This window comes from Brevibacterium sp. HMSC24B04, assembly GCF_001806835.1.
GTDB classification, from domain to species: domain Bacteria; phylum Actinomycetota; class Actinomycetes; order Actinomycetales; family Brevibacteriaceae; genus Brevibacterium; species Brevibacterium ravenspurgense.
Window position 1 is genome coordinate 26471 of the sequence record NZ_KV786091.1, and the last position, 22915, is coordinate 49385.

Sequence of the window (22915 nt, forward strand, 5' to 3'; positions counted from 1 at the left end):
CGTCGACAGCATGAAAGGAGCTGCAGTGTCCACAGACGCGCACGCCCAGGAATTCCTCACAGACTTCGCCACCATGAGCAGCTTCGGGCAGACCGCCCGCGGCGGTGTGGACCGGGAGGCAATGACCGAAGCCGACGTCGACCAGCGCAACTGGCTTGGCGGCTGGCTGAAAGAGCGCGGCTTCAGCGTTGAAGTCGACAGGGTCGGAAACCAGTTCGGCCTGTACCGCTTCACCCCTGATGCGCCGTTCGTCCTGTTCGGTTCGCACATGGACTCCCAGCCGACCGCCGGTCGCTTCGACGGCGCCTACGGTGTGCTTGCGGCAGCGCACGCCGCCCACCGCGTGGTTGAAGCCCACAAGGCTGCGGGAACCACCCCGAAGTACAACATCGGCGTGGTCAACTGGTTCAACGAAGAGGGCTCGCGCTTCGAACCGTCGATGATGGGCTCGGGCGTCTACACCGGCAAACTCGACGCCGACACCGTGCTCAAAACAGAAGACCTCGACGGAACGTCAGTCGAAGATGCCCTGCGCGCCGGCGGCTACCTCGGTACGGGCGACGGTCCGGAGGCCGCCGCCTACGGTGAGATCCACGTGGAGCAGGGCCGCCTCATGGAGGATGCCGGAAAGCAGATCGGGCTCGTGGAGGCCACGTGGGCCGCCCACAAGTACCACCTGATCGTCCACGGCGAGCAGGCCCACACCGGCTCAACTGTCATTGCCGACCGCCACGATGCCCTGCTGGGCGCGTCGCACCTGGTGATTGCGGCACGCGAAATCGCCGTTGAGTTCGGCATCCACTCCTCGGTCGGGCAGATGGTCGTCCTGCCGAACTCGCCGGTCGTGGTGCCCAGCGAGGTGCGCATGCACATGGACTTCCGCTCCCCCAGCCAGGAAAAGGTCGAACAGGCCGATGCCAAGCTCAAGGAGCGCATCAAACAGATCGAAGAGACCGCAGCGGTCCGCATTGAAGAGGGCACGGCGCACGCTTGGGATAAGCAGGCCTACCACGAATCCGGTGTCGAGCTCAGCCGTCAGGCAGCCGAAGACCTGGGCCTGTCGCACATGAACATCATGACCGTCGCCGGCCACGACTCAACGAACATGAAGGACATCGTGCCGACCGTCATGCTGTTCGTGCCCTCCGTTGAGGGCGTCAGCCACAACGAAGAGGAGTTCACCACCGACGAAGACATGGTCGCCGGTGTCGAACACTTCACCGAGGTTGTCCGTCGCATGGCCGACGGGGCTCTCGACTGAGCGTGAACGCTGAAGACTCTGCCGCACAGCTGCGGGAGGCTCTCGCGGAATTCCCCGTGGAAGCCTTCCGCACTGTTGCGGGTGCCGGCGAGGCGACGCTGGAGATCAAAAAGTCCGAGTTCATCGGCGTCATCGCCCCGGCAGCCACGGAAGAAGAGGCCCGGCGGATCATCGACGAACAGAAGCAGCTGCACCCGAAAGCCCGCCACTGGTGCACCGCCTACGTGCTGGGCCCGGACGCTCGCACGCAGCGCTCTAACGACGACGGCGAACCTGCGGGAACCGCGGGAGCACCGATCCTCGATGTTCTGAGCGGCAGCGGCCTGACGGATGTTGTTGCAGTTGTGACCCGCTATTTCGGCGGGGTTCTGCTGGGAGCGGGCGGGCTTGTCCGCGCATACGGTTCTGCCGCCTCTGAAGCTCTTGCGCAGGCAAAGATCATCACCCGCAGTCTCATTGTCCCGGTCAGCGCACGCTTGGACTATTCAACGGCAGACACCGTGCGAGCACGCGCAGAGCAGCGCGGGTGGAAGATCATCGATGCCGAATACGCAGCGGATGTCACGATGCACGCGGGAGTTCCTGCGGACGATGTCGATGACTACGCGCGCATGCTGGCTGACATCAGCGCCGGTTCTGCACAGCCGATCATCGGCACACCCCGCTACGTGTAGCGGACGGCGGGGCTGGGCCTAAAAGAAGCCGTCCCAGGATTTCAGTCAGTCGAGTGTTGCGATTCGGCCGATCTTGGCCTGGGTGAGCGACACGATGTCTTCGGGCTGCATTTCCACCTGCAGGCCGCGTTTGCCCGCAGAGACGAAAACCGTCGCATAATCGGAGATTGTCCTGTCGGCAATGACGGGGTGCTGACGGCGCTGCCCGAACGGGCTCACTCCCCCGGTGGTGAATCCGGTGCGGCGTTCAGTTTCCGCCACTCCCGCCAGCTGGGCTTTGCGACCGCCGGCTGCACTCGCCGCGGCTTTCAGGTCGAGCTGTCCCGATACCGGCACCAGTGCGATCACCGGTTTCCCGTCGACGAGGATCATCAGGGTTTTGAAAACCCTCCCGTATTCGACTCCCAGTTTGTCCGCCGCTTCTGTTCCGTAGCGGCGGGCCGCCGGATCGTGCTCGAATTCGTGCAGGGAGTAGGAAACTCCCTTGACGTTGAGCACTTTGAGTGCGGTTGTCGATGCGGTCTGGGTCTTCACGCGTCTTCCTCCTGCACGGCGGGCGTGCGGGCTCTTATCCGTTTGGTCTGCCGTCCACCATATGAAAACCCGCTCCCTCGTACCAATTCGCGATGATTCGCTCACTCCCGCTCTCCCCTGCCGTCAAACGCACGAGGTGGTGCGCACCCGGGTGCGCACCACCTCGTGAGCGTTGTGTATGGGAGGAGTCTGCGTTAGTTCTGCTCTTCTGCTTCGGCTTCTGCAATGGTGCGGCGGACTTCGTCCATGTCGAGGTCTTTGATCTGGCCGATGAGGTCGTCAAGGGCCGAACCGGGCAGGGCACCGGCCTGGCGGAACACGAGCACTCCGTCGCGGAAGGCCATGAGCGTGGGGATCGAGGTGATCCCAGCCTGCGCGGCCAGCTGCTGTTCTTCTTCCGTATTGACTTTTGCAAAGGTCACGTCGGTGTGCTTTTCCGAGGCTTTGTCGTAGACCGGCGCGAACTGGCGGCAGGGGCCGCACCAGGATGCCCAGAAGTCAAGAAGCACAATGCCGTCGGTCAGGACGGTCTCTTCGAACTTTTCTGCTGTCAGGTCGATGGTGGCCATGGCAGTCCTCCTTGTTATACGTCTCTGCTGTGGGTTTCTGCCTGCACAACGTACACACCGGGCCCGTTCATTCCAGGGTTGTTCCGGCCCACGCCAGTGGGCCCGAGCCGGGAAGTTCAGGCCCAGCCGAGTTCGTGCAGGCGATCGTCGTCGATTCCGAAGTGGTGGGCGATTTCGTGGATGACGGTGACGTAGATCTGGTCGCGCAGATCGTCGTCGTCCAAAGCAAAGTCGATGAGATTGTTCTTATACAGGCTGATGGTGTCCGGCGGAACGAAGCCATAAGCCGAGTCGCGCTCTGTGAGCGCTATGCCCTCGTAGAGCCCCAGCAGGTCAGGTTCGTCTTCCGGGGCGTCGTCCTCGATGAAGATGACGACGTTGTCCATGGCTTCGCGCAGCTCATCCGGAAGGTCGCTGAGCGCAAGTTCGACAACCTCGTTGAACTCGTCGTCCGAAATGCTCTTCTCCACGCTTCCCTCCACAATCCAGTCTAAGTCTGCACCGGGCGTCCGCCCAGGGCCGGGAAGACACGGATAAGCCACAGTGGCAAAGGTCACTCAGCAGATCTCCACTCGGTTTTGCATTCTCTCAGAGCGGCCTATATAGTTATCTCTGTTGCTCACCGCGAAAGCGGTCAGAAACACCAGGCCCCCATCGTCTAGCGGCCTAGGATTCCGCCCTTTCACGGCGGCGACACGGGTTCGAATCCCGTTGGGGGTACTCGAAACTTCAGTTTCGACCTAAAAGAATAAGGCCCTGTGGCGCAGTTGGTCAGCGCGCCGCCCTGTCACGGCGGAGGTCGCGGGTTCAAGTCCCGTCAGGGTCGCGGAGCACAAGGCTCTTCTGCTTCAGAAGAGCCTTTGTTCTATCAACTGCCTGACAGTTGATGGCTCTGTAGCTCAGTTGGTAGAGCGTTCGACTGAAAATCGAAAGGTCACCGGATCGACGCCGGTCGGAGCCACAACCACAAGAGGCCCTGCACCCCGTTTGGGGAGCAGGGCCTCTTCACGTTCCCCTGCCCGGTTCTCTCCCCTGCCAAGATGAGATTCCGCAGCGAACAGGGCGGCACCTCGTACCCGAACCTGGACCACCGGCTCGGTACGAGCACAGCACATCGAAACCGGACCGAAATCCGAATTGAGCGCGAGTTTCACTGTGACACGTTAAACTTCCTGAGAGAACTCTGTGTTGCCAATCACTGCTCTGACTCCTGTTGCAGTTCGCAAAGACGCGGCAAACCTGAGCCGGAAGGAACCCAATGTCTGAATTCACTCCGTGGACTCTCCTCATAGATGCGGGAATGATCGGAGCCCTCCTCGCCGTCGGCGTGCTCTTGCGCGCAATCATGAAGTCACTCCAATCACTCCTCATTCCAGCGTCATTCATTGCCGGCTTCCTCGGTTTGGCCCTGGGACCCAACGGGTTCGGCCTGCTGCCGTTCTCCGAAGAACTGGGCACCTACGCGTCCGTGCTGATCGTCGTCGTGTTTGCGTGTCTGGCCATGTCGGATGACTTCGACTTCCGCAAGATCAAGGGCCCCATCGTGAGCTTTTCGGCTTACGGAGTGCTCATCTACACCGCCCAGGTTGCGGTCGGCATTCTTGCCGTTGTTCTGCTTCTGGGCCCGCTTTTCGGCGCTGACCTGACAATCGGCACCCTGCTGTTCGCCGGCTGGGCCGGCGGCTTCGGCACCGCGGCCGCCCTCGGCGATGTGTACGCGAACGCCGGACACGAAGAGCTCCGCTCCTTGGCCTTCACCTCGGCCACCGTCGGCCTGCTCGCAGGCATCATCGGCGGCATCATCCAGGCGAAGATCGGTGCGATGCGCGGTCACGTCAAGGAATTCGCCGGCATGGAGTCCATTCCGGAAGACATGCGCACCGGTGTGCTGACCGGCGAAGATCGCCGCGCACCCATTGGCCAGCACCGCTTCTCCGGTTCGAGCATTGAGTCCCTGGGCTTCCAGGTGGGCATCATCCTCGCAATCGCAGGTGCTGCTTACGGTGTGACGACCCTGCTGGGCAACTGGTTCCCCGCTGTCAGCTTCCCCACCTTCACGGTCGCCTTCCTGGTGGGACTGCTTGTGCGAGGTCTGTTCAAGGCGACCCGCACCACCAAGTTCGTGGACCGTGACACGCTGAGCTCGATTTCCGGTTCCGCCACCGACATCCTCGTGGTCTGCGGTATTGCCTCCATTCAGCTGCAGGCTGTCGCCGACAACCTCCTGGTGATGTCGCTTCTGTTCGTCGTCGGCCTGGTGTTCTGCCTGGGTCTGGGTCTACTGGTCGCGCCCCGCACACTGCAGGACGGCTGGTTCGAAAAGCAGATCTTCACGTGGGGTTGGGCAACCGGTGCCGTCAACACGGCAATCGCTCTGCTGCGCATTGTCGACCCCAAGCTGAAATCAGGAACGCTGGAAGACTTCGCAATCGCCTACATTCCGGTGGTACCGGCCGAAATCACGGCTGTAACGTTCGTTCCCGCACTTGCCATGGCTGGTTTGGCCTGGCCGATTCTCGGCATTTGGGGCGGTATTGCCGCTGCAGCCGCCGTCGTCTTGGTGATAGTCACCGTGCGCAGCCGCTCAGCAACACCAGCCGCCGCATAGCTGAGCTCACTGCCGTATAGCCGCTGGAACGCGCCCGTCACCGATGGTGACGGGCGCGTTCTACTAGAACGGCCGCCGAGGTGCGGCTTTCGCAGTCGAGTTTCAGCAGGACTCGATTGAGGTGGGTTTTCACGGTTGATTCGCCAACATACATCGCCGCGGCGATTTCGCTGTTCGTCAACCCGGCGTGCAGGTGAAGCGCAACTTCGCGCTCCTTCTCGGTCAGCGTGTTCATCTTTTCCCACGCGTCTTTCTGTGCCGCGCGGTCTGGGTTTTCAACCGCCATGGACATCAGCCGCCGCACAGCCTGCGGGGAAAACACAGGCTGACCCAGATGCGCTCGGCGAACGGTGTCAATAAGCTCTTCCGGCCCGATGTCTTTGAGCAGAAAGCCCACGGCACCGGCTTCCAGAGACTGCAGCAGATAGTTTTCGGTGTCAAAGCCGGTGAGCGCCAACACCGTGGGCGGCCGCAGTCCGTTGCGCAGGCTACGGATCGCCTCAACACCGCCGATTCCCGGCATCGACAAGTCCATGAGGACAACATCGGGGAAATGCTTATGCGCCTTCTCGATCGCATCTTCGCCTGAACGTGCGGCTGCAACAACCTCAATATCACCGGGGGTGCTGAGAATACGGTCAAGACCCGTGAGGACCATGGCATCGTCGTCGACGATCATCACGCGGATCGGGGCAGCTGCAGACGGCATGCTCACACTCTATTCGGAGAGGTTTTCACGCTTCCGCAGCGGGCGGCAAAAAGGCATCCACGACGAACTCCCCGTCATGCACACCTGCCTCGCAGCTGCCGCCGACAGCTTCCGCCCGTGTGCGCATTCCCTCAATCCCTGCACCAGAGCCCGTCGGTGCTAGGGAGTCAGCTACTGCCGCACGAACAGCGTCTTCACCACCGTGCACGTCGAGATCGACGACACCGCGGGCATTGCGCTGCTGACGCTCCCCGCCGACAGCCTCCGGCAGCGTGTTGACGATCCGCAGTCGCACCCCCTCGTGGGCGGCAGACCGAACGCTCAGCCTGATGGGCTGCCCGGGGGCGTGCTTCATGGCGTTTGTCAGCGATTCCTGCACAATCCGATATGCAGCAAGCCCCGTCACGCGGGGAAAACTGTCGACGGCGCGCAGAACCACGTACGGAAAGACTGACACTCCGGCTTGCGCCGCTGAATCGATGAGGGCCGGAATTCCATCGAGGCCGGCTTCCGCCACCGAGGCGGCAGCCGGTTGAATGTCAACTGTTCGGACGCCTTCGATGACTCCGCGCAGATCTTCCAGAGCCGCGTGAGCCTGCGAGCGCAGCGCCTGTGCGCTCTGCTTGGCTTTGGGGTCGTCTCCGACTTCCAGCGCCCCAGCGTGCAGGGACAGAACCGACAGACGATTAGAAAGTGTGTCGTGCAGTTCGCGGGCCAGTGCCTGACGCTCTGATTGGCGGGCGACTTCGGCTGCCAGCAGGGCATTTTTGTCGCCTTCGACTTCAGCGCGGCTTTCGGCCCTTTGGGCACGCCGCATTTGGCGCACGAGCATGCCCCCACCGACGCTGAAGAAGAGACCCAGCGCAGTTGCTGCGCATGTCAGGATGATGATTTCCGCTGCGCGCTCGTCACTGACGAAGACATACTCCGATGTGTCGAGCAGGATGACTCCAAAGGGAGAAGAACGCGGATCCCCCAGACTGAGCCTCAGCGCCCCAGCGACCGTCAGACCTCCGCCGATTACGGCGGTTATGACCGCAATACGCCGCGGGCTGCGGCTGACCAGATGAAACACTGCCACAAGCAGAAGCACACAGTCAGCCCAGCCCAGAGCCAGAAGAGCTCCGGCGATGAAGGGAACGAGCGGCGCTCGGCGGCGGAAAAACACCGTCAGCCAGAAGACAGCAGCCACCATGCTCGCCACAGCTGCCGTTTCTGTGGGCTGGCCGTCCCGGGTTGCAAACGGAGCCGCGGATGATGCGATGAGCGAGAACAACACGCCGACGGCAAAAAGCACGAAAGACACGGCAACGTTGAGCACCAGGGAAACAGAGCGGGAGAGCATAAGGGAATCGTAATCGCGCATCTGGGCTCAGGGGATCCGCCGCCCAGCCGGCACCCCTCATCCTTTTGGTCAGGCAATCCACCCGGATGGGCGATGTGCACACCAGGGCGTCGTTCTTACTGTGAGCTTCACTGGCAATCACACTCGAAGGAATCACCATGTCAATGAACACACCTCCGCCACACGGGCAGGCCGGTCCCTACGGGCAGGCCGGACCGCAGGGGCCGACCGGTCCCTACGGGCAGGCCGGACCGCAGGGACCCCCGCCCAACGCGTATTCACAGCCTCCGATGCCAATGCCGATGCCTCCGGCACAGAAACCACCGCGCAAGTCGATTTTCAAACGCTGGTGGTTCTGGCTGATTATCGGTTTTGTCGTCGTGGTCGGCATCATGGCCGCCGCATCAGACGATGGGCAGGCGGGCACTGACGCACCTGCGGAGCAGAGCCAGAGCTCGGCGGACAAACCGGAGAAGTCAGAAGACAAACCGAAGAAGGAAGCAGAGGGAAGCTCCGCAAAGGACGACGACAAAGCTGACGACCCGGACGTTTCCCGTGAGTTCAAGGCAGCTCTCGCCAGTGCACAGACCTACGCCGACACACTGCACATGAGCAAAAAGGGAATCTACGATCAGCTCGTGAGTGAACACGGTGAGAGTTTCCCGAAGGACGCGGCTCAATACGCAATCGACAATGTTGAAGCAGACTGGAAAGAGAATGCGCTGAAGACAGCGGAGAACTACCAGGACACGATGAACATGTCGCGAGATGCTATTCGCGAACAGCTCGTCAGCGAATACGGTGAGCAGTTCACCGAAGAAGAAGCTGACTACGCAATGGAACACCTGCCGGAATAATCATTCGTCAGCGTGACTCAGGGCAAAGCCCGGCGGATATTCCGCCGGGCTTTCACACCCCTCTCCCCTATCCCATGAAGAGGCGGAGGACAGCTGCTCGTGCTTCTTCGGCTGTTCCTGCAACTGCGGTGCGGAACTGCGCGCCGACCTCAATCAGCGCAGCCGTTGCGGCCTCGGGGTCATCGCCCAGGTCGAGCACCGCTTTGGCCTCCGTGCACTGATCGGCCTCTTCGGCGGTTTCAACGAGAACCGCCTCGACGGCCGTCCCCTGCGGGGCACCCACGGCGAAGATGCGCGGGCGGGCAGCATCCGCCTCGGCAGCCGCAATGTGCTCCCACACCCGGCTGGCAAGGTGACCAACAGCGTCACCTGGCTGACCGGGTTCACCGAGCCGGTCGTCGATCTGCACCCACACTGCTCCATTGGCAGCCAGTTGGCGAAAAACTTCGGAGTAAGCGGAAGCCAATACATCCACCCACGCCTGCCCGGCTGCATCATCGGCAATTCCCGGGGCGAAAGCCCGGAGAACAGAGGCCGGACCGGCAAGAACCGGGCGGACGTCGAGGCCTTCTTCATCGTGCGCTTCGGCCCGCAGATCAAACAGCCGTCCCGGACGCACGGGCCCGGCAACAGGCGCCTCGGAACCGATCAGCCTCCCGGGTGCTTCAAAATCAAGCTCGGCCCGCAGGCTCACATGGGAACTCGAACCGCCCACTAGCCCCAGCACAATCGCGGTCGAGACCACCACCGAACCGTGGGCGAAGTCAGCCGGAATCGCATGCGGTTCATACAGCCCGTCATCCGCCAGCTGGCGGTAGGCCGACAGCCGGGCTGCGCGCATGTCGGATTCGTATTCTGCTTCGTCAATGCCGCCGGCACGGAGCGCTGCCACCCGCTCATCGCGAATGTCGGCAAGGAGCTCCCGCGGAACAGACAGTGTCGTCGCGGCGGGAAAAGCACGAGCGAAATCCACTTACATCCAGCCCTTTTTCTTGAACACCAGGTACAGAACCACGGCCAAGGCGACCATTGCGCCGATCGCCATGGGATAGCCCAACGGCCAGCTCAGCTCCGGCATGTTTGTGAAGTTCATGCCGTAGATCGCACCGATGAGCGTCGGTGCGAAGAGAATGGCGGCCCAGCCGGAGATCTTCTTCATGTCGTCGTTCTGACGCTGCGAAACGAGAGTCGAATTGACCTGCAGAATCTGGTTGAGCGCATCCCGCAGTTCGGAAATATCCGGAATGACGGTTGCGAGGTTGTCAGACACGTCTTCCAGATACGTCTGAAGCTCTTCGTCTTTTCCGTAGCCGTGGCGCGTGATGCCGATGAGCAGCCGGCGGATCACGCCCATCATCGATGACGACGCCTGCTGCAGTTCAATGACCTCGCGCGACAGGCGGTAGATGCGCTCGGCAACCGCCGGGTCACCGGAGAACACCTGACGCTCAATCTGTTCTTTGTCCAGTTCCAGTCCCCGCAGAACCGGAGGATAATCATCGACGAGGGAGTCCAGGAGAGCGTGAATGACCGCCTCTGGCCCATGGTCCAAGAGGCTGTCCTGTTCGGACCAGCGCTCAATGAACCGGGCCGAACGGCTGTGCCACGCTTCGGCTGCCGCCTGGTTCTGGCACAGGATCGCTACCTGATTGCCCCGCATGAGCACGTGGATTTCGCCGATGTCGATGTCTTCTTTTGAGTCCCGGTAGACAACCGAGTTGACCACGACGAACAGAACATCGCCGTAGCGTTCGACCTTGGCACGCTGTTCTTTCGCTTCGAGGTCTTCCACCAGCAGAGGGTGCAGGTCCCACACGTCCTCGAGTTCGCTCAGCTGTGCCGGGGTGGGACGGTCAACGGCGAAGGTGACCACGCGGTCTTCATGCTTGTGCGCAAGCTTGTCGATCGCCGTGATCTCGTGCTCCATGTCGATCGAGCGCAGACCGAACTTGTCGAACGACACTCCCCGGATGTTGTGCCGCACGGGTGTGGGCGCAACCGGTTTCTCACGGCCGCGCCCCGCAACGCGGGGAAACAGAAGCCGACGGCCGGGGCTGGAGTTGTGAGCAGGAGCCATGCTCTTATTCTCACACGCACGGGCCGCCGACCCGCTTCAGCTCAGATGGCTGTCGTCCGCGTGTGATCAAACATGCGCCGCAACAGCCTCACCAGCGCTCTCTCGTCTGCTCAGCAGAGCGGCACGGGCGTGCACCAGATTGCGCAGCGACGCCTCGGTCTCTCGGTAGCCGCGGGTCTTCAGACCGCAGTCCGGATTGACCCACAGGCGGTCCGGGCCAATCGACTTCAATGCCGCTCCCAGCAGGTCCTCCAGTTCGGCCATCGACGGCACGCGCGGCGAGTGGATGTCCCACACTCCCGGACCGATTTCAGCGTGGAATCCCTCGTCAAGAGCATCCAGCAGCTCCATGCGGGAACGTGCTGCCTCGATCGAGGTGACATCGGCATCGAGAGCCTGAATTGCGGTGATCACCTGTCCGAACTCGGAATAGCACAGGTGAGTGTGGATCTGCGTGTCCACGCGAGCGTCCACGGCACACAGGCGGAAGGCGCGCACAGCCCACCGGAGGTATTCGGCGCGGCGATCTTCACGCAGCGGCAGAAGTTCGCGCAGAGCGGGTTCGTCAATCTGGATGATCGGGATGCCCGCGTCTTCAAGGTCGCTGACTTCATCGGCCAGGGCGAGCGCAATCTGGTCGGCGGGGACGCTGAGCGGTTCGTCGTCGCGCACAAACGACCACGCAAGAATCGTCACCGGCCCGGTGAGCATGCCCTTGACGGGTTTGTCGGTCAGGCTTGCCGCATAGGTGGACCACGGGACGGTGATCGGCTCGGCGCGGCTGACATCGCCGAACAGGATCGGCGGGCGGGTACAGCGGCTGCCGTAGGACTGGACCCAGCCGTTGGCGGTTGTGGCGAAGCCTTCGAGGTTTTCCGCGAAGTACTGGACCATGTCGTTGCGTTCGGGTTCACCGTGGACAATGACGTCCAAGCCGATGTCTTCCTGCAGGTCGACAACACGTTTGATTTCGGCCCGCATGGTGTCGGTGTATTCAGCCTCGTCAATCCTGCCGGCACGGAAAGCCGCACGAGCTTTGCGGACGTCGTCGGTCTGCGGGAAGGAGCCGATTGTGGTTGTGGGCAGATCAGGCAGACCCAGGCGGGCTTTCTGCGCGGCACGGCGCTCATCAACATCGCCGCGGCTGACTTCAGCCGGCAAGGCTGCCGTGCGCTTGCGCACCTCAGCACTGTGGGTGCGGCCGGATTCGGCGCGGGTGCGCTGTGCTCGTGCAGCACGCGCGAAAGCAACTTCACGGCTCTGCGTGTTGCCTGTCGCGAGCGCTTCCGCGAGCGCTTCGACTTCCGTGACCTTCTCCTCTGCAAAGGACAGCCATCCGGCGACGTCGACGGGGAGGTTCACTTCGCCCTCAAGCGTGTAGGGCACGTGCAGCAGCGATGTCGAGGTGCTCACGGATACCGGCCGGTCGAAGCCGCGCAGGGTTTCCAGCTGCGACGTCAAGTCTGCCGCCCAGATGTTGCGGCCGTCGATGATGCCGGCCACCAGGTGCGTCTGCTGGGGCACGGCTGCCGTGATCCGGCTGATGTAGTCCGGGTCCGCCTCCAGGGTCGGCTTGGAGATGTCGACGGTGAGGGCCTCGGGAGCAGCTGAGGCGAGCGCGTCGAGGCCGGCCCGCAGCGAACCGTACGAGGCGGTGACTGCGATCTGCGGGCGCTTCTCGCCGACCGCTGCACTGAGCAAGGTGCGGTAGGCCGATTGGGCGAGACCCGCCAGTTCGGCATCATCAGCGGCGTCGAAGTCGGCAACAAGGGCCGGTTCATCCAGCTGCACCCACTCGACCCCGGCTTCTGCCAGGGCAGCGAGCACCGCAGCATAGTTCTTCACCAGGTCGTCCAACCGATTCAGGGGCTGGAAGTTCGGGTGGTCTTCAGCGGCCTTCGACAGGGCCAGCAGTGTCACCGGCCCCACCAGCACGGGCCGGACAGTGTGGCCTGCCGAAGCGGCTTCTTCCACGAGCGCCGTCACACGCTGCGGGCGGGGAGTGAAAACGGTGTCGGGACCGATTTCCGGAACAAGGTAGTGGTAGTTCGTGTCGAACCACTTGGTCATTTCAAGGGCCGGGCGGTCATCGGTGCCGCGGGCAAGGGCGAAGTACTCTTCCCAGTCGAGGTCTTCAGCGCTGCTGCCGAGAACTCCGACGGCCGCGGCAGTTTCAAGAACCTGATCGTAGGCGGCGAAGTCGGCTGGCAGAGCGTAGGGCTGGTTCAGGCCCAGCTCTGCCAGCCGTCGGTAGGTTTCCAACCGCAGGGAGCGCGCTGCCGTTTCAAATTCACCAGCCGAGATCTTCCCGGACCACAGGGCTTCCAGGGCTCTCTTGAGTTCGCGGTTCGGGCCGATTCGCGGGTAGCCGGTGACGGTCGCTGCGGGATATGCGGCGCGGGCGGTTTCAGTGTCAGACATGCGCGTCCTCTCGTTGCTGTAGCGGAAGCCAAGGTCCGACTTCCTTCGCTTTCGACGCTAAAGACGATCAGCCTGCCGGTTCCCGCGTAATGTCATCTGGCGGTCACGGGACATCACAGTCCGTCACACGGCTTCACACAGCTTCATGACCGACCGCACTGGCAGCCATCGCGTCGATGCCCAGACGGTCCAGCACCTCGACCGTTGTCCGCGGGTCGTTGAAGGTGTAGAAGTGCAGGCCGGGGGCTCCCGCATCGAGGACCCGCTGGGCGAGTTCCACAGTGGCGGTCAGGCCGATGTCGCGGGCATGTTCGGGACAGCGGGCGTCTTCCAGCTGCTCCCCCAGCCACTGCGGCGGTACCAGGCCGGACAGGTGGGCCATTCTCTCCAGCCGGGCGGACGAGGTGATCGGCAGGATCCCGGGAATGATCGGCATAGTGACGCCGGCAAGGCGGGCCGCGCGCACCAGCCGACTGTAGGCCGAGGTGTCGAAGAACAGCTGGGTGATCGCGAAGTCCGCGCCAGCCCGCTGTTTCGCGGCGAGAACGTCGAGATCTTCATCTGGCCCGCTCGACTCGGGGTGGCCCGACGGATAGGCGGCAACTCCGAGGGACAGTCCGCCGCCGCAGAAGCGGGCGGCGCTTCGCCTTTCCAGCTGGCGCACGCGAGCAACAAGAGCATCCGCGTGCGGCAGGTGGCCTGCGGGCGGGCTGGCCTGCCCGGGTGCTAAATCCCCGCGGACAGCGAGGAAGCCGCGCACGCCGGCGTCGATGAACCGCTCCACCCATTCCAGCAGCTCCACCGTGGGAGCGGCCGTACACGCCAGGTGTGCCAGAGGCCGAAGACGGGTGGTTGCTGACAGTTCGCGCACAAAGTCCGCTGTCCCCTGTGCCCAACCGGATTTCGCTGACGATGTGATCGCCACGTAATCGGGACCGTAGGACTCGAGGGTGTCGATCAGCTCCGGCAACACCTGACGTGCCTGCCGCGTGCGCGGGGGCATCACCTCGAAAGACAGCGCGGGCCGCACGGGACGCGGGAACCGCTGCTCGGCCGCATAGTCTTCGGCCAGTGCGGGCGCGGATGCAGATTGTCGGCTTCTGTGTGCGTGTTCCATACGGACACGGTAGAAATCTGACCGCGGCGGCGTTCATTGATCGTCACGAAAGCGCCGCGAACAGTCAGAAACCGTCACACGCCGAGGTTGCCGCGCCGAGCGCGGGGGCCTCAGCTGGAACGTGAGAACAGGCCCAGCTTCTCCCAGGCCTCCGTGTACAGGTTGAACGCCGCGACCGCGCTGTCGTAGTCGTCCGAATCAAGCGCGTCGACCCACGAATCGACGTAGTCCTGCGCCTGCACGGGATCGAGCACACCCGTCATGCCGCCCAGGTCGAGTTCAAGAACCGCATTCGGATCAAAGGTCTCCAGCCACGTGCCGAACTGTGCTGTGGATTCGACAACGGCACGCAGCCGCGACTTCTCGCGGATCACGGCCAAAGCCCAGTCCACGCGAGCAGAGGCAGCCACAATGTCCGTCCTGATGAAGGTGCGCTGGGAGCCGTCTTCCGCCTCGTCAATCCTGATCCGATCAGCATCAAGATCGAAGGCGAGCCACCACACCGGGGAAACCTCCCAGGCGGCGGTGCGGGTGAACACCCGCTCATCAGGATCGTCTTGCATCCACTCAACCCGTTTGGCGGCAGCGCGCCTGCGCGCCGACTTCGGCACGAGCATGTCGAGCTCATCGCGCGACACGTTCTCCGCCAGAGCCTCCACAGCGTGCCACGAGCGAATATCGTCCTGCACGGGACAGATCCGAGTGATCCCGTCACCCCACTCTTCGGCAGTGAGGAAAATCGGGGTGCCGCGGTAGGAGTCTGCAACCGGGTCGGGAGGAAAGCTGATCAGCCGCGCGTCGGCATCGACGGCAACGAGCTCCTCGATCATGGAGCGGTTGTCCGACACGGGGTAGTCATCGAGTTCCGGATGTGCGTCAAGCGGTTCGAAAACCCGCAGACAAACCTGATACCTGCGCTCATAAGCCATACCGTCTACCCTAGCCGCACACGGGTCCCACGATCGTCTTATGGGCCGTCTCAAATGGCAAAGTGCATAGGGGTCCGATAGAATGACGCCGAACTGAAGCACACAAACTCAAACCGGGGCCTATCTTGGGTGCCCTGGATCGACGAAGAGGGGGTCGACGCCTGTGGGTCGCGGCCGCGCTAAGGCAAAGCAGATCAAGGTAGCCCGGAAACTCAAGTACTACAGCCCCGAAACAGACCTTTCCGCTCTTCAGCGGGAGCTTTCCGGCAAATCAGGATCGGACGACTACGACCAGTACGACGACGATCCTGACTACTCCGAATACGCAGAGAAGTACGCAGACTACGATTCCGACGACGACTGACGGACTCTGAGTCTGCACAGACAGAGGGGGCAACCAGCTTGGCCTGGCTGCCCCCTCTGTCTGTTCTTGCTGGCCTGTTTCGGCTGCTGCCGAGGTGCCGCCCAGGTCAGGCGGCACCGGTCCGAGCCGTATCAGTCCAGGAGGATGGCCGCACCACCGTCAACGCCCTTGGCGCCGGTGACGTAATAGCTGTCAGATGAGTGCTCACCGTTGTCTTCGGCGACTTCACCCAGAACCCACGAACCGCTGAAGGAGCCCAGGACGTCGTCCACGCGGTCGGCATCGACGACGAGCACCATTCCCACGCCCATGTTCCAGGTGCGCTCGCGGTCAGCCTGCGGCACACCGCCCAGGTCGCCCAGCACATTGAACACCGGGGGAACTTCCCACGTGCCGCGGCGCATGATGCCGATCGAACCGGTCGGCAGGACGCGGGCCATGTTCGCGGACAGGCCGCCGCCGGTCACGTGCGACATGGCGTGCACGGCACCGGGCTGTTTGTCCAGCAGTTCGAGCAGCTGACCGGTGTAGACGCGGGTGGGCACCAGGAGTTCTTCGCCGAGGGTGCGGCCGAATTCGTCAACGCGCGAATGCAGGTCCCAGCCGGCGTCTTCGATGATGCGGCGCACGAGCGAGTACCCGTTGGAGTGCAGGCCGGAAGCGGGAAGGCCGATGAGGACGTCACCGGTTTGGACCTTCTGCGCGCCGAGCATGTCGGCGGCGTCAACGACACCGGTTGCAGCACCGGCCACATCGTATTCGTCTTCACCCAGCAGGCCCGGGTGTTCGGCGGTTTCGCCGCCGACCAGGGCAACATCCGCTTCGCGGCACGCTTCGGCAATGCCGCGGACGATATCGGCGATCCGTTCGGGAACGAGTTTGCCGCATGCAATGTAGTCGGTCATGAACAGCGGCTTGGCACCGCCCACGATGATGTCGTCGACCACCATGCCCACGAGGTCCCAGCCGATCGTGTCGTGAATGTTCATCTGCTGGGCAATCGCGACCTTGGTGCCCACACCGTCAGTTGACGAGGCCAGCAGCGGACGTTCGTAGTCCTTGAGGAAAGAAGCGTCGAACATGCCGGCAAAGCCGCCGACGCCTCCGACGACGTTCGCGTTGTGGGTTGCCGACACGGCCGACTTCATGAGTTCGACCGCGCGGTCGCCGGCCTCGACGTCAACACCGGCAGAAGCGTAGGTGGTTTCGGGCCGTTCGGTCAGACGGTGGCCGTCTTCGTCCGCCCGGCCTGCGGAGGCAGCCGGTCCGTGCAGAGGGCCAGTCGCGGAGTTGGGCGGAGTCATGTCAGCTGTCCTTTGTTCCAGATGTTCCAGAGAGTTCTTTGTCAGAAAGATCGGCTTCCGGCGGCACCGGAATCTTGTAGTCACCGGAGAAGCAGGCCGTGCACAGCTGACTGCTGTTCTGCTCGGTTGCCTCGATCATGCCGTCCAGGCTGATGTAGCCGAGCGAATCTGCTCCGAGGGAGCGGCAGATTTCGTCCGTGTCGAGTCCGTTGGCAATGAGTTCGGCACGCGTGGCGAAGTCGATGCCGAAGAAGCACGGCCATTTGACCGGCGGTGCGGAGATGCGCACGTGGATTTCCTTGGCACCCGCTTCGCGGAGCATGCGGATGAGTGCACGCTGCGTGTTGCCGCGGACAATCGAGTCGTCTACGACCACCAGGCGCTTGCCCTCGATGTTCTCCTTCACCGGGTTGAGTTTGAGGCGAATGCCCAGCTGGCGGATGGTCTGGGAGGGCTGAATGAACGTGCGGCCGACGTAGGCGTTCTTCATGAGCCCCTGGCCGAACGGAATTCCGGACTCTTCCGCATAGCCGACCGCGGCTGGCGTACCGGAATCCGGCGTGGCGATCACGAGGTCGGCGTCAACTGCGTGCTCACGGGCCAGGCGGCGGCCCATTTCGACGCGCGAACTGTGCACTGTCTTGCCGTTGATGACGCTGTCGGGGCGGGCCAGGTAGACGTACTCGAAGACGCACCGGGCTGCCTTTTCTTCGGCAAAGCGGTGGCTGCGCAGGCCGTCTTCGTCGATTGCGATGAGTTCACCCGGCTGGATTTCGCGGACGAAGGAAGCACCCACGATGTCGAGCGCGGCAGTTTCTGATGCCACAACCCAGCCGCGGTCGATTTTGCCCAGAGCCAGCGGACGCACACCGTGGCGGTCGCGTGCGGCATACAGGGTGTTTTCGTCCATGAAGACGAGGCTGAAAGCGCCCTTGATCTGCGGCAGGAGGCCCAGCGCTGCATCCGTCAGGTTGTCGGCGTCAGAGGATGCGAGCAGTTCGGTGATGAGCGATGTGTCCGACGACGAATCACGGTGTGCGCGCGTGCGGCGGCGCTTCTGCTTGTGGGCCGCGACGACTTCGCGGTGCTTGTCCAGCCGCTCGTCGGCGAGCGCCTGGAGTTCGTCGAAGTTCGTCAGGTTGCCGTTGTGGCACAGCGCGACGGATCCGTAGCCCGTGGGTCCCAGGGTGGGTTGGGCGTTTTCCCAGGCGTGCGCGCCGGTTGTTGAGTAGCGGGTGTGGCCAATGGCCATGTGCCCTGGAAGGGTTTCGAGGTCGTTTTCGTCAAACACCTGGGAGACGAGTCCCATGTCGCGGAAAACGAGGATCTGCTCGCCGTTCGAGGCGGCGATGCCAGCTGATTGTGTCCCTCGGTGCTGCAGGGCGTAGAGGCCGAAATAGCTGAGCTTTGCAACTTCTTCGCCGGGCGCCCACACGCCGAAGACGCCGCATTCGTCTTGGCCTTTGTCGGCGGGGTCAACAACAGCTGTCAGGTGTCCATCTGCACGTGCCACGTTCGCTATTGTTCCACACGCCGAGCCGGGCTCAGGCTTCGCCGTCTTCGCGGGCCTGTTCGGCCTCGGTTTGGGCCTGCTGCTCTTCCGGGCTGACTTCGAGCGAGGTGCCGCCGGCTTCGTCTGCTGCTTCGTCTTCTGCAGCGGGGGCTGCTTCTGCCGGGCTGGCTTCTGCCGAGTCGGCCTCTTCCCCGCCCTGCTCTTCGTAGTGGCCGGTGACCTCAACGGTGCGAGCCTTGCGGCGCAGAACCGCGTCCATGACGAGTGCGACACCAGCACCGAGCACGGCTCCGGTGATGGCCAGCAGAACAACGCCCATGCCGACGACGGCACCGCGGCTGTATTCCTGGCTCAGATCTCCCATGTTGAGCGGAAGGAAAGCCAGCACTCCGGCGATGATGACTCCGACGAGCGCGCCGACGGCGGCAAAGGCACCGTACTTCGGGGCGCGGCGGACCGAAACGAGGGCGGATTTCTTCATCGGGTTCTCTCCAGACGGCTGAGCTTCAGCGGTTTGCTGATCGGCAGACGATTCTAGAGCACGCCGCCAAGCGGCAGGTGCTCGCTCAGGTCAGAGCGGGTGCCGGAGGCGTCCACCCGGCCGGCCTCCACCTCGTCAGCGAAGTCAGCCTCACCCGTGACCAACAGGAGCCAGGTCTCGGGCTGAACCTCGACGACGTTCGGGGGTGTTCCGCGGGAATGCTTGGGGCCTTCGATGGCCTGGGCTGCGGCAAAAGGCGGGATGCGGATTTCGACCGCACCGCCGGGGTGGCGCTCAGCGAATTCCTCGACGGTGTAGCGCACGGCGGTGGCAAGGGTTCCCCTGTCAACGTCACCGCTTTGGTGTTTGCGCCACTCCTGCCAGATTTCGAGTGCTTGGCGGCCCTCTGCGGGGTTGATGCGACGGCGGATGCTCATGATGCTCCTCAGTGCTGTTCGGCTGTGTCTGCCTGGGTCGTTGTCTGGTTGTCTGACGAGGTGCCGGCCGGGTTCTCGGGGCGGACTGCGGTCAGTGCTGACTCGGCTGCGAGCAGACCGGCGCCGGGCAGGATCTCACCGGCGTCGAGTGCGCGGCCGTGTTCGTCAGCTCCGCCGGTGACGCGCGGCGCGATATCGGACAGAACCCCAAGCGCTGCTTCCATGTTGACGGCGCCGGCGGCTGCGAGCAGGCGCAGGGCGACGAGTGAGGCTGGGCGGGATGATCCGTCGAGCACTTTCACCGCGGCGGCCCAGCCGTCCGGTGTTGCCATGACGGACACTCCTTCGGCGCCCTTTTTGGCGAGGATGCCCAGCCGTTCGATGACGACCGAGTTTTCACGGCCGTGGCCTTCAATCGCCCACGGGCTGGCCAGGACAGCCGACATAAGCTGCTGGGCGCTTTCGGTTTTGCCGGAGGCCGCTGCGGCGATTCCGCGGGCCAGGCCCGGCAGGCTGAGCGCGTATACGGGGGCGCCGCAGCCGTCGATGCCAGCGGCCGCGGGGGCTTCGCCGCAGAATTCTTCAACTGTCTTCCGGACCTGTTTCTGCACGAGCGAATCGGGGCGCAGGTAGTCTTCCGGCCGTCCTCCGGCGATCTTCTGCGCCATGAGGAAGGCAGCGTGCTTGCCGGAGCAGTTGAAGAACAGGCGCGATTCGGCCATGCCGCTCATGCGCATGGCCGCACGGTTGTCGGCGTCAGCCGGTGCGCAGGAAGGGCACTGGAGGTCGTCTTCGCTGAGGTTGACCGAGGACAGCATGTTCTTCACGACCGACACGTGGTCGGATTCTGCCCGGTGGCTGGCACTTGCCACAACGGCGGCGTCGCCGGACAAAGGCACACCCAGCTCCATGCACGCAATTGCCTGGAGCGGTTTGAGGCATGACCGGACGAACACGGACTCTTCCGGTGCGCCAATCGAGGCGACGACGGCCCCGCTGGGGTCCACAATGACCGCCGAGCCGATGTGCCGCGATTCGACGAAGTCGGAACGGGATACGACGGCGAGCTCTTCGGCGCTGTCTGCGGTGAAGGTCTGCATGCGCTCCACCCTAAGCGCAGGCCAGCGCGAGGTCACGTCTGAGTTCGTGTGGCGCAGGCCGTTAAACTGCCGGTGTGAAGGTCTTGGTTTTGGGTTCGGGCGCCCGCGAACACGCCCTTGTCACTGGTTTGGCCGCCGATCCGGGAGTGGACGCGCTCTACGCGGCACCCGGCAACCCGGGGATGGCACAGGAATGCGAAGTTCGCAGTGTCGCGATGACCGATCCCGAGGCGGTCGTGGCTCTCGCACGGGAACTTGCTGTTGATCTTGTGGTCATCGGCCCCGAAGCGCCCCTGGTCGCCGGTGTTGGCAATGCTCTGCGGGAAGCTGGGGTCGCTGTTTTCGGCCCCGACGCTGCCGCCGCGGAGCTCGAAGGTTCGAAGGCCTTTGCCAAGGAGATCATGGACGCCGCCGGGGTTCCCACATCGCAGTCGGTCGCCGCGACGTCCCTGGCCGAGTGCGAAGAGGCCTTTGACCGTTTCGGCGCCCCACACGTCGTCAAGGCCGACGGTCTGGCCGCCGGCAAGGGCGTTGTCGTCACGTCTGATCGCGACGAGGCTCTGGCACACGCCCGCGCCTGCCTGGCTGAGGCCGACCGGGTTGTCATTGAGGACTTCCTCGACGGTCCCGAGGTGTCGCTGTTCGTTCTGTGCGACGGCACCACGACGGTCCCGCTGGCTCCCGCGCAGGACTTCAAGCGCGCACTCAACGGCGACGAGGGCCCCAATACGGGCGGCATGGGCGCTTACACTCCCCTGCCCTGGGCTCCCGAGGGCCTGGTCGAGGATGTCATTGCGCAGGTCGCGCAGCCGGTCGTCGATGAAATGGCTCGCCGCGGAACCCCGTTCGTGGGGCTGCTGTACTGCGGTCTGGCGCTGACGAAGAACGGCATTGAGGTCATCGAGTTCAACGCCCGCTTCGGCGATCCCGAAACCCAGGCTGTTCTGCAGCGTCTGACCAGCCCGCTTGGCACTGTCCTGCACGCCGCTGCAACCGGCGAACTGGCGCAGCTGCCACCGCTGGAGTGGGCAGACAAATCGGCCGTCACGGTCGTCATGGCCGCGGAGAACTACCCGGCCAGCCCCGCCAAGGGCGATGTCATCACCGGCATCGACCAGGCGAACGCCCTGGAAGACGTGCACGTGTTCCACGCCGGCACCTCGACCGCAGAGGACGGAGAGCTGACCACCAGCGGTGGTCGCGTGCTGTCCGTCACCGCACTTGGCGCGGACCTTGCTGATGCCCGCGCCCGCGCTTATGAGGCCGTGGGCCTCATCCAGTGGCGCGGTGAGCACCACCGCACCGACATTGCCCAGCTGGCAGAAGAAAACCGCATCACAATCCCGCAGGGAGGAAGCCGATGACAGGCCACCAGGTTGAGGCCACCGTCGTTCCCGGATGGAAGCACGTCTATTCCGGCAAAGTCCGCGACCTCTACGTACCCGAAAGCGCTGAATCGCTTGCGGATGCCCCATCGCTGCTCATGGTTGCCTCCGATCGGATCTCCGCGTACGACTTCGTTCTGGAATCCGAAATCCCCCACAAGGGCGCAGTCCTCACCGGATTGTCCACGTGGTGGTTCGACCAGCTGAAGGACATTGTCGGCAACCACGTGGTGACCGCCGATGTGCCCGCTGAGGTTGCCGGGCGCGGACTCATCTGCGAACCGCTGACCATGTTCCCCATCGAGTGTGTGGCCCGCGGCTACCTGACCGGTTCGGGGCTGGCCGATTACAAGCAGACCGGCGCGGTCTGCGGTGTCGAGCTGCCCGATGGGCTCGGCGAGTCCGATCGCCTGGACGCACCCATTTATACGCCGGCGGCCAAGGCCGAAGTCGGCGAGCACGACGAGAACATCACCTTTGAAAAGTCCGCCGACATGATCGGCGAAGACGACGCTGAGGCTCTGCGGCAGCTCACGCTCAAGGTGTACGCGCGGGCAGAGGAAATCGCCCGCGAGCGCGGAATCATCCTGGCCGACACGAAGTTCGAGTTCGGCCGCAATGACGCGGGTGACATCGTGCTGGGCGACGAGGTGCTCACCCCGGACTCTTCGCGGTTTTGGGACGCACACGCCTACCAGCCCGGAAAGTCGCAGGCGAGCTTTGACAAGCAGTTCGTGCGCGACTGGCTCACAAGCCCCGCCTCGGGCTGGGACAAGAACAGCGGTCAGCAGCCCCCGCAGCTGCCCCAGGACATCATCGAGAAGACCTCGGCACGCTACATCGAGGCCTTCGAAAGGATCACGGGAGACACCTTCCCCGCACAGTCAGCCGGCGCCTGATTGGGAGACCCTGTTCGTTGCTAAGATGATGGCGCCGTCATCACCGGAGAACACCAAGGAGCGCAGGTGGCACGTTACATCGTCGAGGTCATGCCGAAACCCGAAATCCTCGATCCCCAGGGCAAGGCCATCGGAGCCGGACTCGACCGTCTGGGATTCTCCGGTTTCGCTGTCCGTCAGGGCAAGCGCTTTGAGCTTGAACACGACGGCGAACCCACGCCCGAAGTCCTCGAACAGGTGAAGAAGGCCGCCGAAACGCTGCTGGCCAACACCATCATCGAAGACGTCGTCGGCGTCTACCCCGCTGAGGACGGCACCAAGTGACCGCCAC

Annotated in this window: 23 protein-coding genes and 3 tRNA genes; 11 read left to right on the forward strand and 15 right to left on the reverse strand. The window is 63.5% G+C overall.

Translation table 11 applies throughout. The annotated features are described in order from the left end of the window. The first annotated feature begins 25 nt into the window (after positions 1–25). Positions 26–1261: a M20 family metallo-hydrolase gene (locus tag HMPREF3092_RS06290; protein WP_083274290.1), complete on the forward strand. Its 1236-nt coding sequence runs from the start codon at positions 26–28 to the stop codon at positions 1259–1261. A gap of 2 nt (positions 1262–1263) precedes the next feature. Further along, complete coding sequence (locus HMPREF3092_RS06295; protein WP_083274291.1) at positions 1264–1935, forward strand: YigZ family protein; 672 nt, start codon at positions 1264–1266, stop codon at positions 1933–1935. A gap of 45 nt (positions 1936–1980) precedes the next feature. On the opposite strand, the gene ybaK is transcribed toward HMPREF3092_RS06295, so the two are convergent. From ybaK to HMPREF3092_RS06310, 3 genes are all read right to left on the reverse strand, one after another. Beyond that, positions 1981–2469, reverse strand: a complete 489-nt coding sequence (ybaK, locus tag HMPREF3092_RS06300) for a Cys-tRNA(Pro) deacylase (protein ID WP_061941627.1) — start codon at positions 2467–2469, stop codon at positions 1981–1983. Positions 2470–2663: 194 nt separating this feature from the next. Next, a complete protein-coding gene (gene trxA, locus HMPREF3092_RS06305; RefSeq protein ID WP_070424230.1) occupies positions 2664–3038 on the reverse strand; it encodes a thioredoxin in 375 nt (124 codons plus the stop codon). Between the two features lie 116 nt (positions 3039–3154). Continuing rightward, the gene (locus HMPREF3092_RS06310; protein WP_019175866.1) at positions 3155–3508 is read right to left on the reverse strand and encodes a metallopeptidase family protein; all 354 of its coding nucleotides are present in this window, start codon (positions 3506–3508) and stop codon (positions 3155–3157) included. Positions 3509–3685: 177 nt separating this feature from the next. On the opposite strand from HMPREF3092_RS06310, the gene HMPREF3092_RS06315 reads away from it, so the two are divergent. The 4 genes from HMPREF3092_RS06315 (at position 3686) to HMPREF3092_RS06330 (ending at position 5646) form a co-directional block, all read left to right on the forward strand. Next, positions 3686–3758 (forward strand) — tRNA-Glu (locus HMPREF3092_RS06315). Positions 3759–3790: 32 nt separating this feature from the next. Then, positions 3791–3864 (forward strand) — tRNA-Asp (locus tag HMPREF3092_RS06320). A 62-nt stretch (positions 3865–3926) separates the two neighbouring features. After that, positions 3927–3999, forward strand: a tRNA-Phe gene (locus HMPREF3092_RS06325). 297 nt (positions 4000–4296) lie between these two features. Continuing rightward, the gene (locus HMPREF3092_RS06330) at positions 4297–5646 is read left to right on the forward strand and encodes a sodium/glutamate symporter (RefSeq protein WP_070424231.1); all 1350 of its coding nucleotides are present in this window, start codon (positions 4297–4299) and stop codon (positions 5644–5646) included. Between the two features lie 37 nt (positions 5647–5683). Here HMPREF3092_RS06330 and HMPREF3092_RS06335 read toward each other — a convergent pair whose 3' ends face one another. Then, positions 5684–6355, reverse strand: a complete 672-nt coding sequence (locus HMPREF3092_RS06335; protein ID WP_019175868.1) for a response regulator transcription factor — start codon at positions 6353–6355, stop codon at positions 5684–5686. 25 nt (positions 6356–6380) lie between these two features. Then, complete coding sequence (locus tag HMPREF3092_RS06340) at positions 6381–7700, reverse strand: sensor histidine kinase (protein WP_176744994.1); 1320 nt, start codon at positions 7698–7700, stop codon at positions 6381–6383. Between the two features lie 158 nt (positions 7701–7858). Between HMPREF3092_RS06340 and HMPREF3092_RS06345 the strand changes: the two genes are divergently transcribed. Further along, positions 7859–8557 carry an Ltp family lipoprotein gene (locus HMPREF3092_RS06345; RefSeq protein ID WP_256174392.1) on the forward strand — a complete coding sequence of 233 codons (699 nt, stop codon included), beginning with the start codon at positions 7859–7861 and terminating at the stop codon, positions 8555–8557. Between the two features lie 67 nt (positions 8558–8624). Here the strand turns inward: HMPREF3092_RS06345 and HMPREF3092_RS06350 are convergent, their stop codons facing one another. The 5 genes from HMPREF3092_RS06350 to HMPREF3092_RS06370 all read right to left on the reverse strand — a co-directional run bounded on the left by HMPREF3092_RS06350 (position 8625) and on the right by HMPREF3092_RS06370 (position 15101). Then, positions 8625–9530, reverse strand: coding sequence for a uroporphyrinogen decarboxylase/cobalamine-independent methonine synthase family protein (locus HMPREF3092_RS06350; protein WP_070424232.1), 906 nt, complete (start codon positions 9528–9530; stop codon positions 8625–8627). Beyond that, on the reverse strand, positions 9531–10634 hold the full coding sequence (locus HMPREF3092_RS06355; RefSeq protein ID WP_070424233.1) for a magnesium and cobalt transport protein CorA: 1104 nt from the start codon (positions 10632–10634) through the stop codon (positions 9531–9533). A gap of 66 nt (positions 10635–10700) precedes the next feature. Then, entirely contained in the window at positions 10701–13055 is a 2355-nt protein-coding gene (gene metE / locus HMPREF3092_RS06360) for a 5-methyltetrahydropteroyltriglutamate--homocysteine S-methyltransferase (protein ID WP_070424234.1), read from the reverse strand. A gap of 133 nt (positions 13056–13188) precedes the next feature. Next, the gene (locus HMPREF3092_RS06365; protein ID WP_019175874.1) at positions 13189–14172 is read right to left on the reverse strand and encodes a methylenetetrahydrofolate reductase; all 984 of its coding nucleotides are present in this window, start codon (positions 14170–14172) and stop codon (positions 13189–13191) included. Between the two features lie 110 nt (positions 14173–14282). Beyond that, the gene (locus tag HMPREF3092_RS06370) at positions 14283–15101 is read right to left on the reverse strand and encodes a DUF8083 family protein (RefSeq protein WP_070424235.1); all 819 of its coding nucleotides are present in this window, start codon (positions 15099–15101) and stop codon (positions 14283–14285) included. A gap of 163 nt (positions 15102–15264) precedes the next feature. Between HMPREF3092_RS06370 and HMPREF3092_RS06375 the strand changes: the two genes are divergently transcribed. Beyond that, a complete protein-coding gene (locus HMPREF3092_RS06375) occupies positions 15265–15465 on the forward strand; it encodes a DUF3073 domain-containing protein (protein WP_019175876.1) in 201 nt (66 codons plus the stop codon). Between the two features lie 131 nt (positions 15466–15596). On the opposite strand, the gene purM is transcribed toward HMPREF3092_RS06375, so the two are convergent. The 5 genes from purM to HMPREF3092_RS06400 are packed head-to-tail and all read right to left on the reverse strand — an operon-like array spanning position 15597 to position 20300. Then, positions 15597–16769, reverse strand: a complete 1173-nt coding sequence (gene purM, locus HMPREF3092_RS06380; RefSeq protein ID WP_256174393.1) for a phosphoribosylformylglycinamidine cyclo-ligase — start codon at positions 16767–16769, stop codon at positions 15597–15599. A 1-nt stretch (position 16770) separates the two neighbouring features. Further along, a complete protein-coding gene (purF, locus tag HMPREF3092_RS06385) occupies positions 16771–18282 on the reverse strand; it encodes an amidophosphoribosyltransferase (protein WP_070424236.1) in 1512 nt (503 codons plus the stop codon). Between the two features lie 31 nt (positions 18283–18313). After that, a complete protein-coding gene (locus tag HMPREF3092_RS11340) occupies positions 18314–18763 on the reverse strand; it encodes a hypothetical protein (protein ID WP_070424237.1) in 450 nt (149 codons plus the stop codon). A 53-nt stretch (positions 18764–18816) separates the two neighbouring features. Continuing rightward, positions 18817–19200, reverse strand: a complete 384-nt coding sequence (locus tag HMPREF3092_RS06395; protein WP_070424238.1) for a sterol carrier family protein — start codon at positions 19198–19200, stop codon at positions 18817–18819. A gap of 8 nt (positions 19201–19208) precedes the next feature. Beyond that, the gene (locus HMPREF3092_RS06400; RefSeq protein ID WP_070424239.1) at positions 19209–20300 is read right to left on the reverse strand and encodes an asparaginase; all 1092 of its coding nucleotides are present in this window, start codon (positions 20298–20300) and stop codon (positions 19209–19211) included. Positions 20301–20374: 74 nt separating this feature from the next. On the opposite strand from HMPREF3092_RS06400, the gene purD reads away from it, so the two are divergent. From purD to purS, 3 genes are all read left to right on the forward strand, one after another. Further along, complete coding sequence (gene purD / locus HMPREF3092_RS06405; RefSeq protein ID WP_070424240.1) at positions 20375–21664, forward strand: phosphoribosylamine--glycine ligase; 1290 nt, start codon at positions 20375–20377, stop codon at positions 21662–21664. Next, complete coding sequence (locus tag HMPREF3092_RS06410; RefSeq protein WP_070424241.1) at positions 21661–22584, forward strand: phosphoribosylaminoimidazolesuccinocarboxamide synthase; 924 nt, start codon at positions 21661–21663, stop codon at positions 22582–22584. Before purD ends, HMPREF3092_RS06410 begins: the two co-directional genes overlap by 4 nt. Before the next feature lie 66 nt (positions 22585–22650). Then, the gene (purS, locus tag HMPREF3092_RS06415; RefSeq protein ID WP_019175884.1) at positions 22651–22908 is read left to right on the forward strand and encodes a phosphoribosylformylglycinamidine synthase subunit PurS; all 258 of its coding nucleotides are present in this window, start codon (positions 22651–22653) and stop codon (positions 22906–22908) included. The last annotated feature ends 7 nt before the right edge of the window (positions 22909–22915 follow it).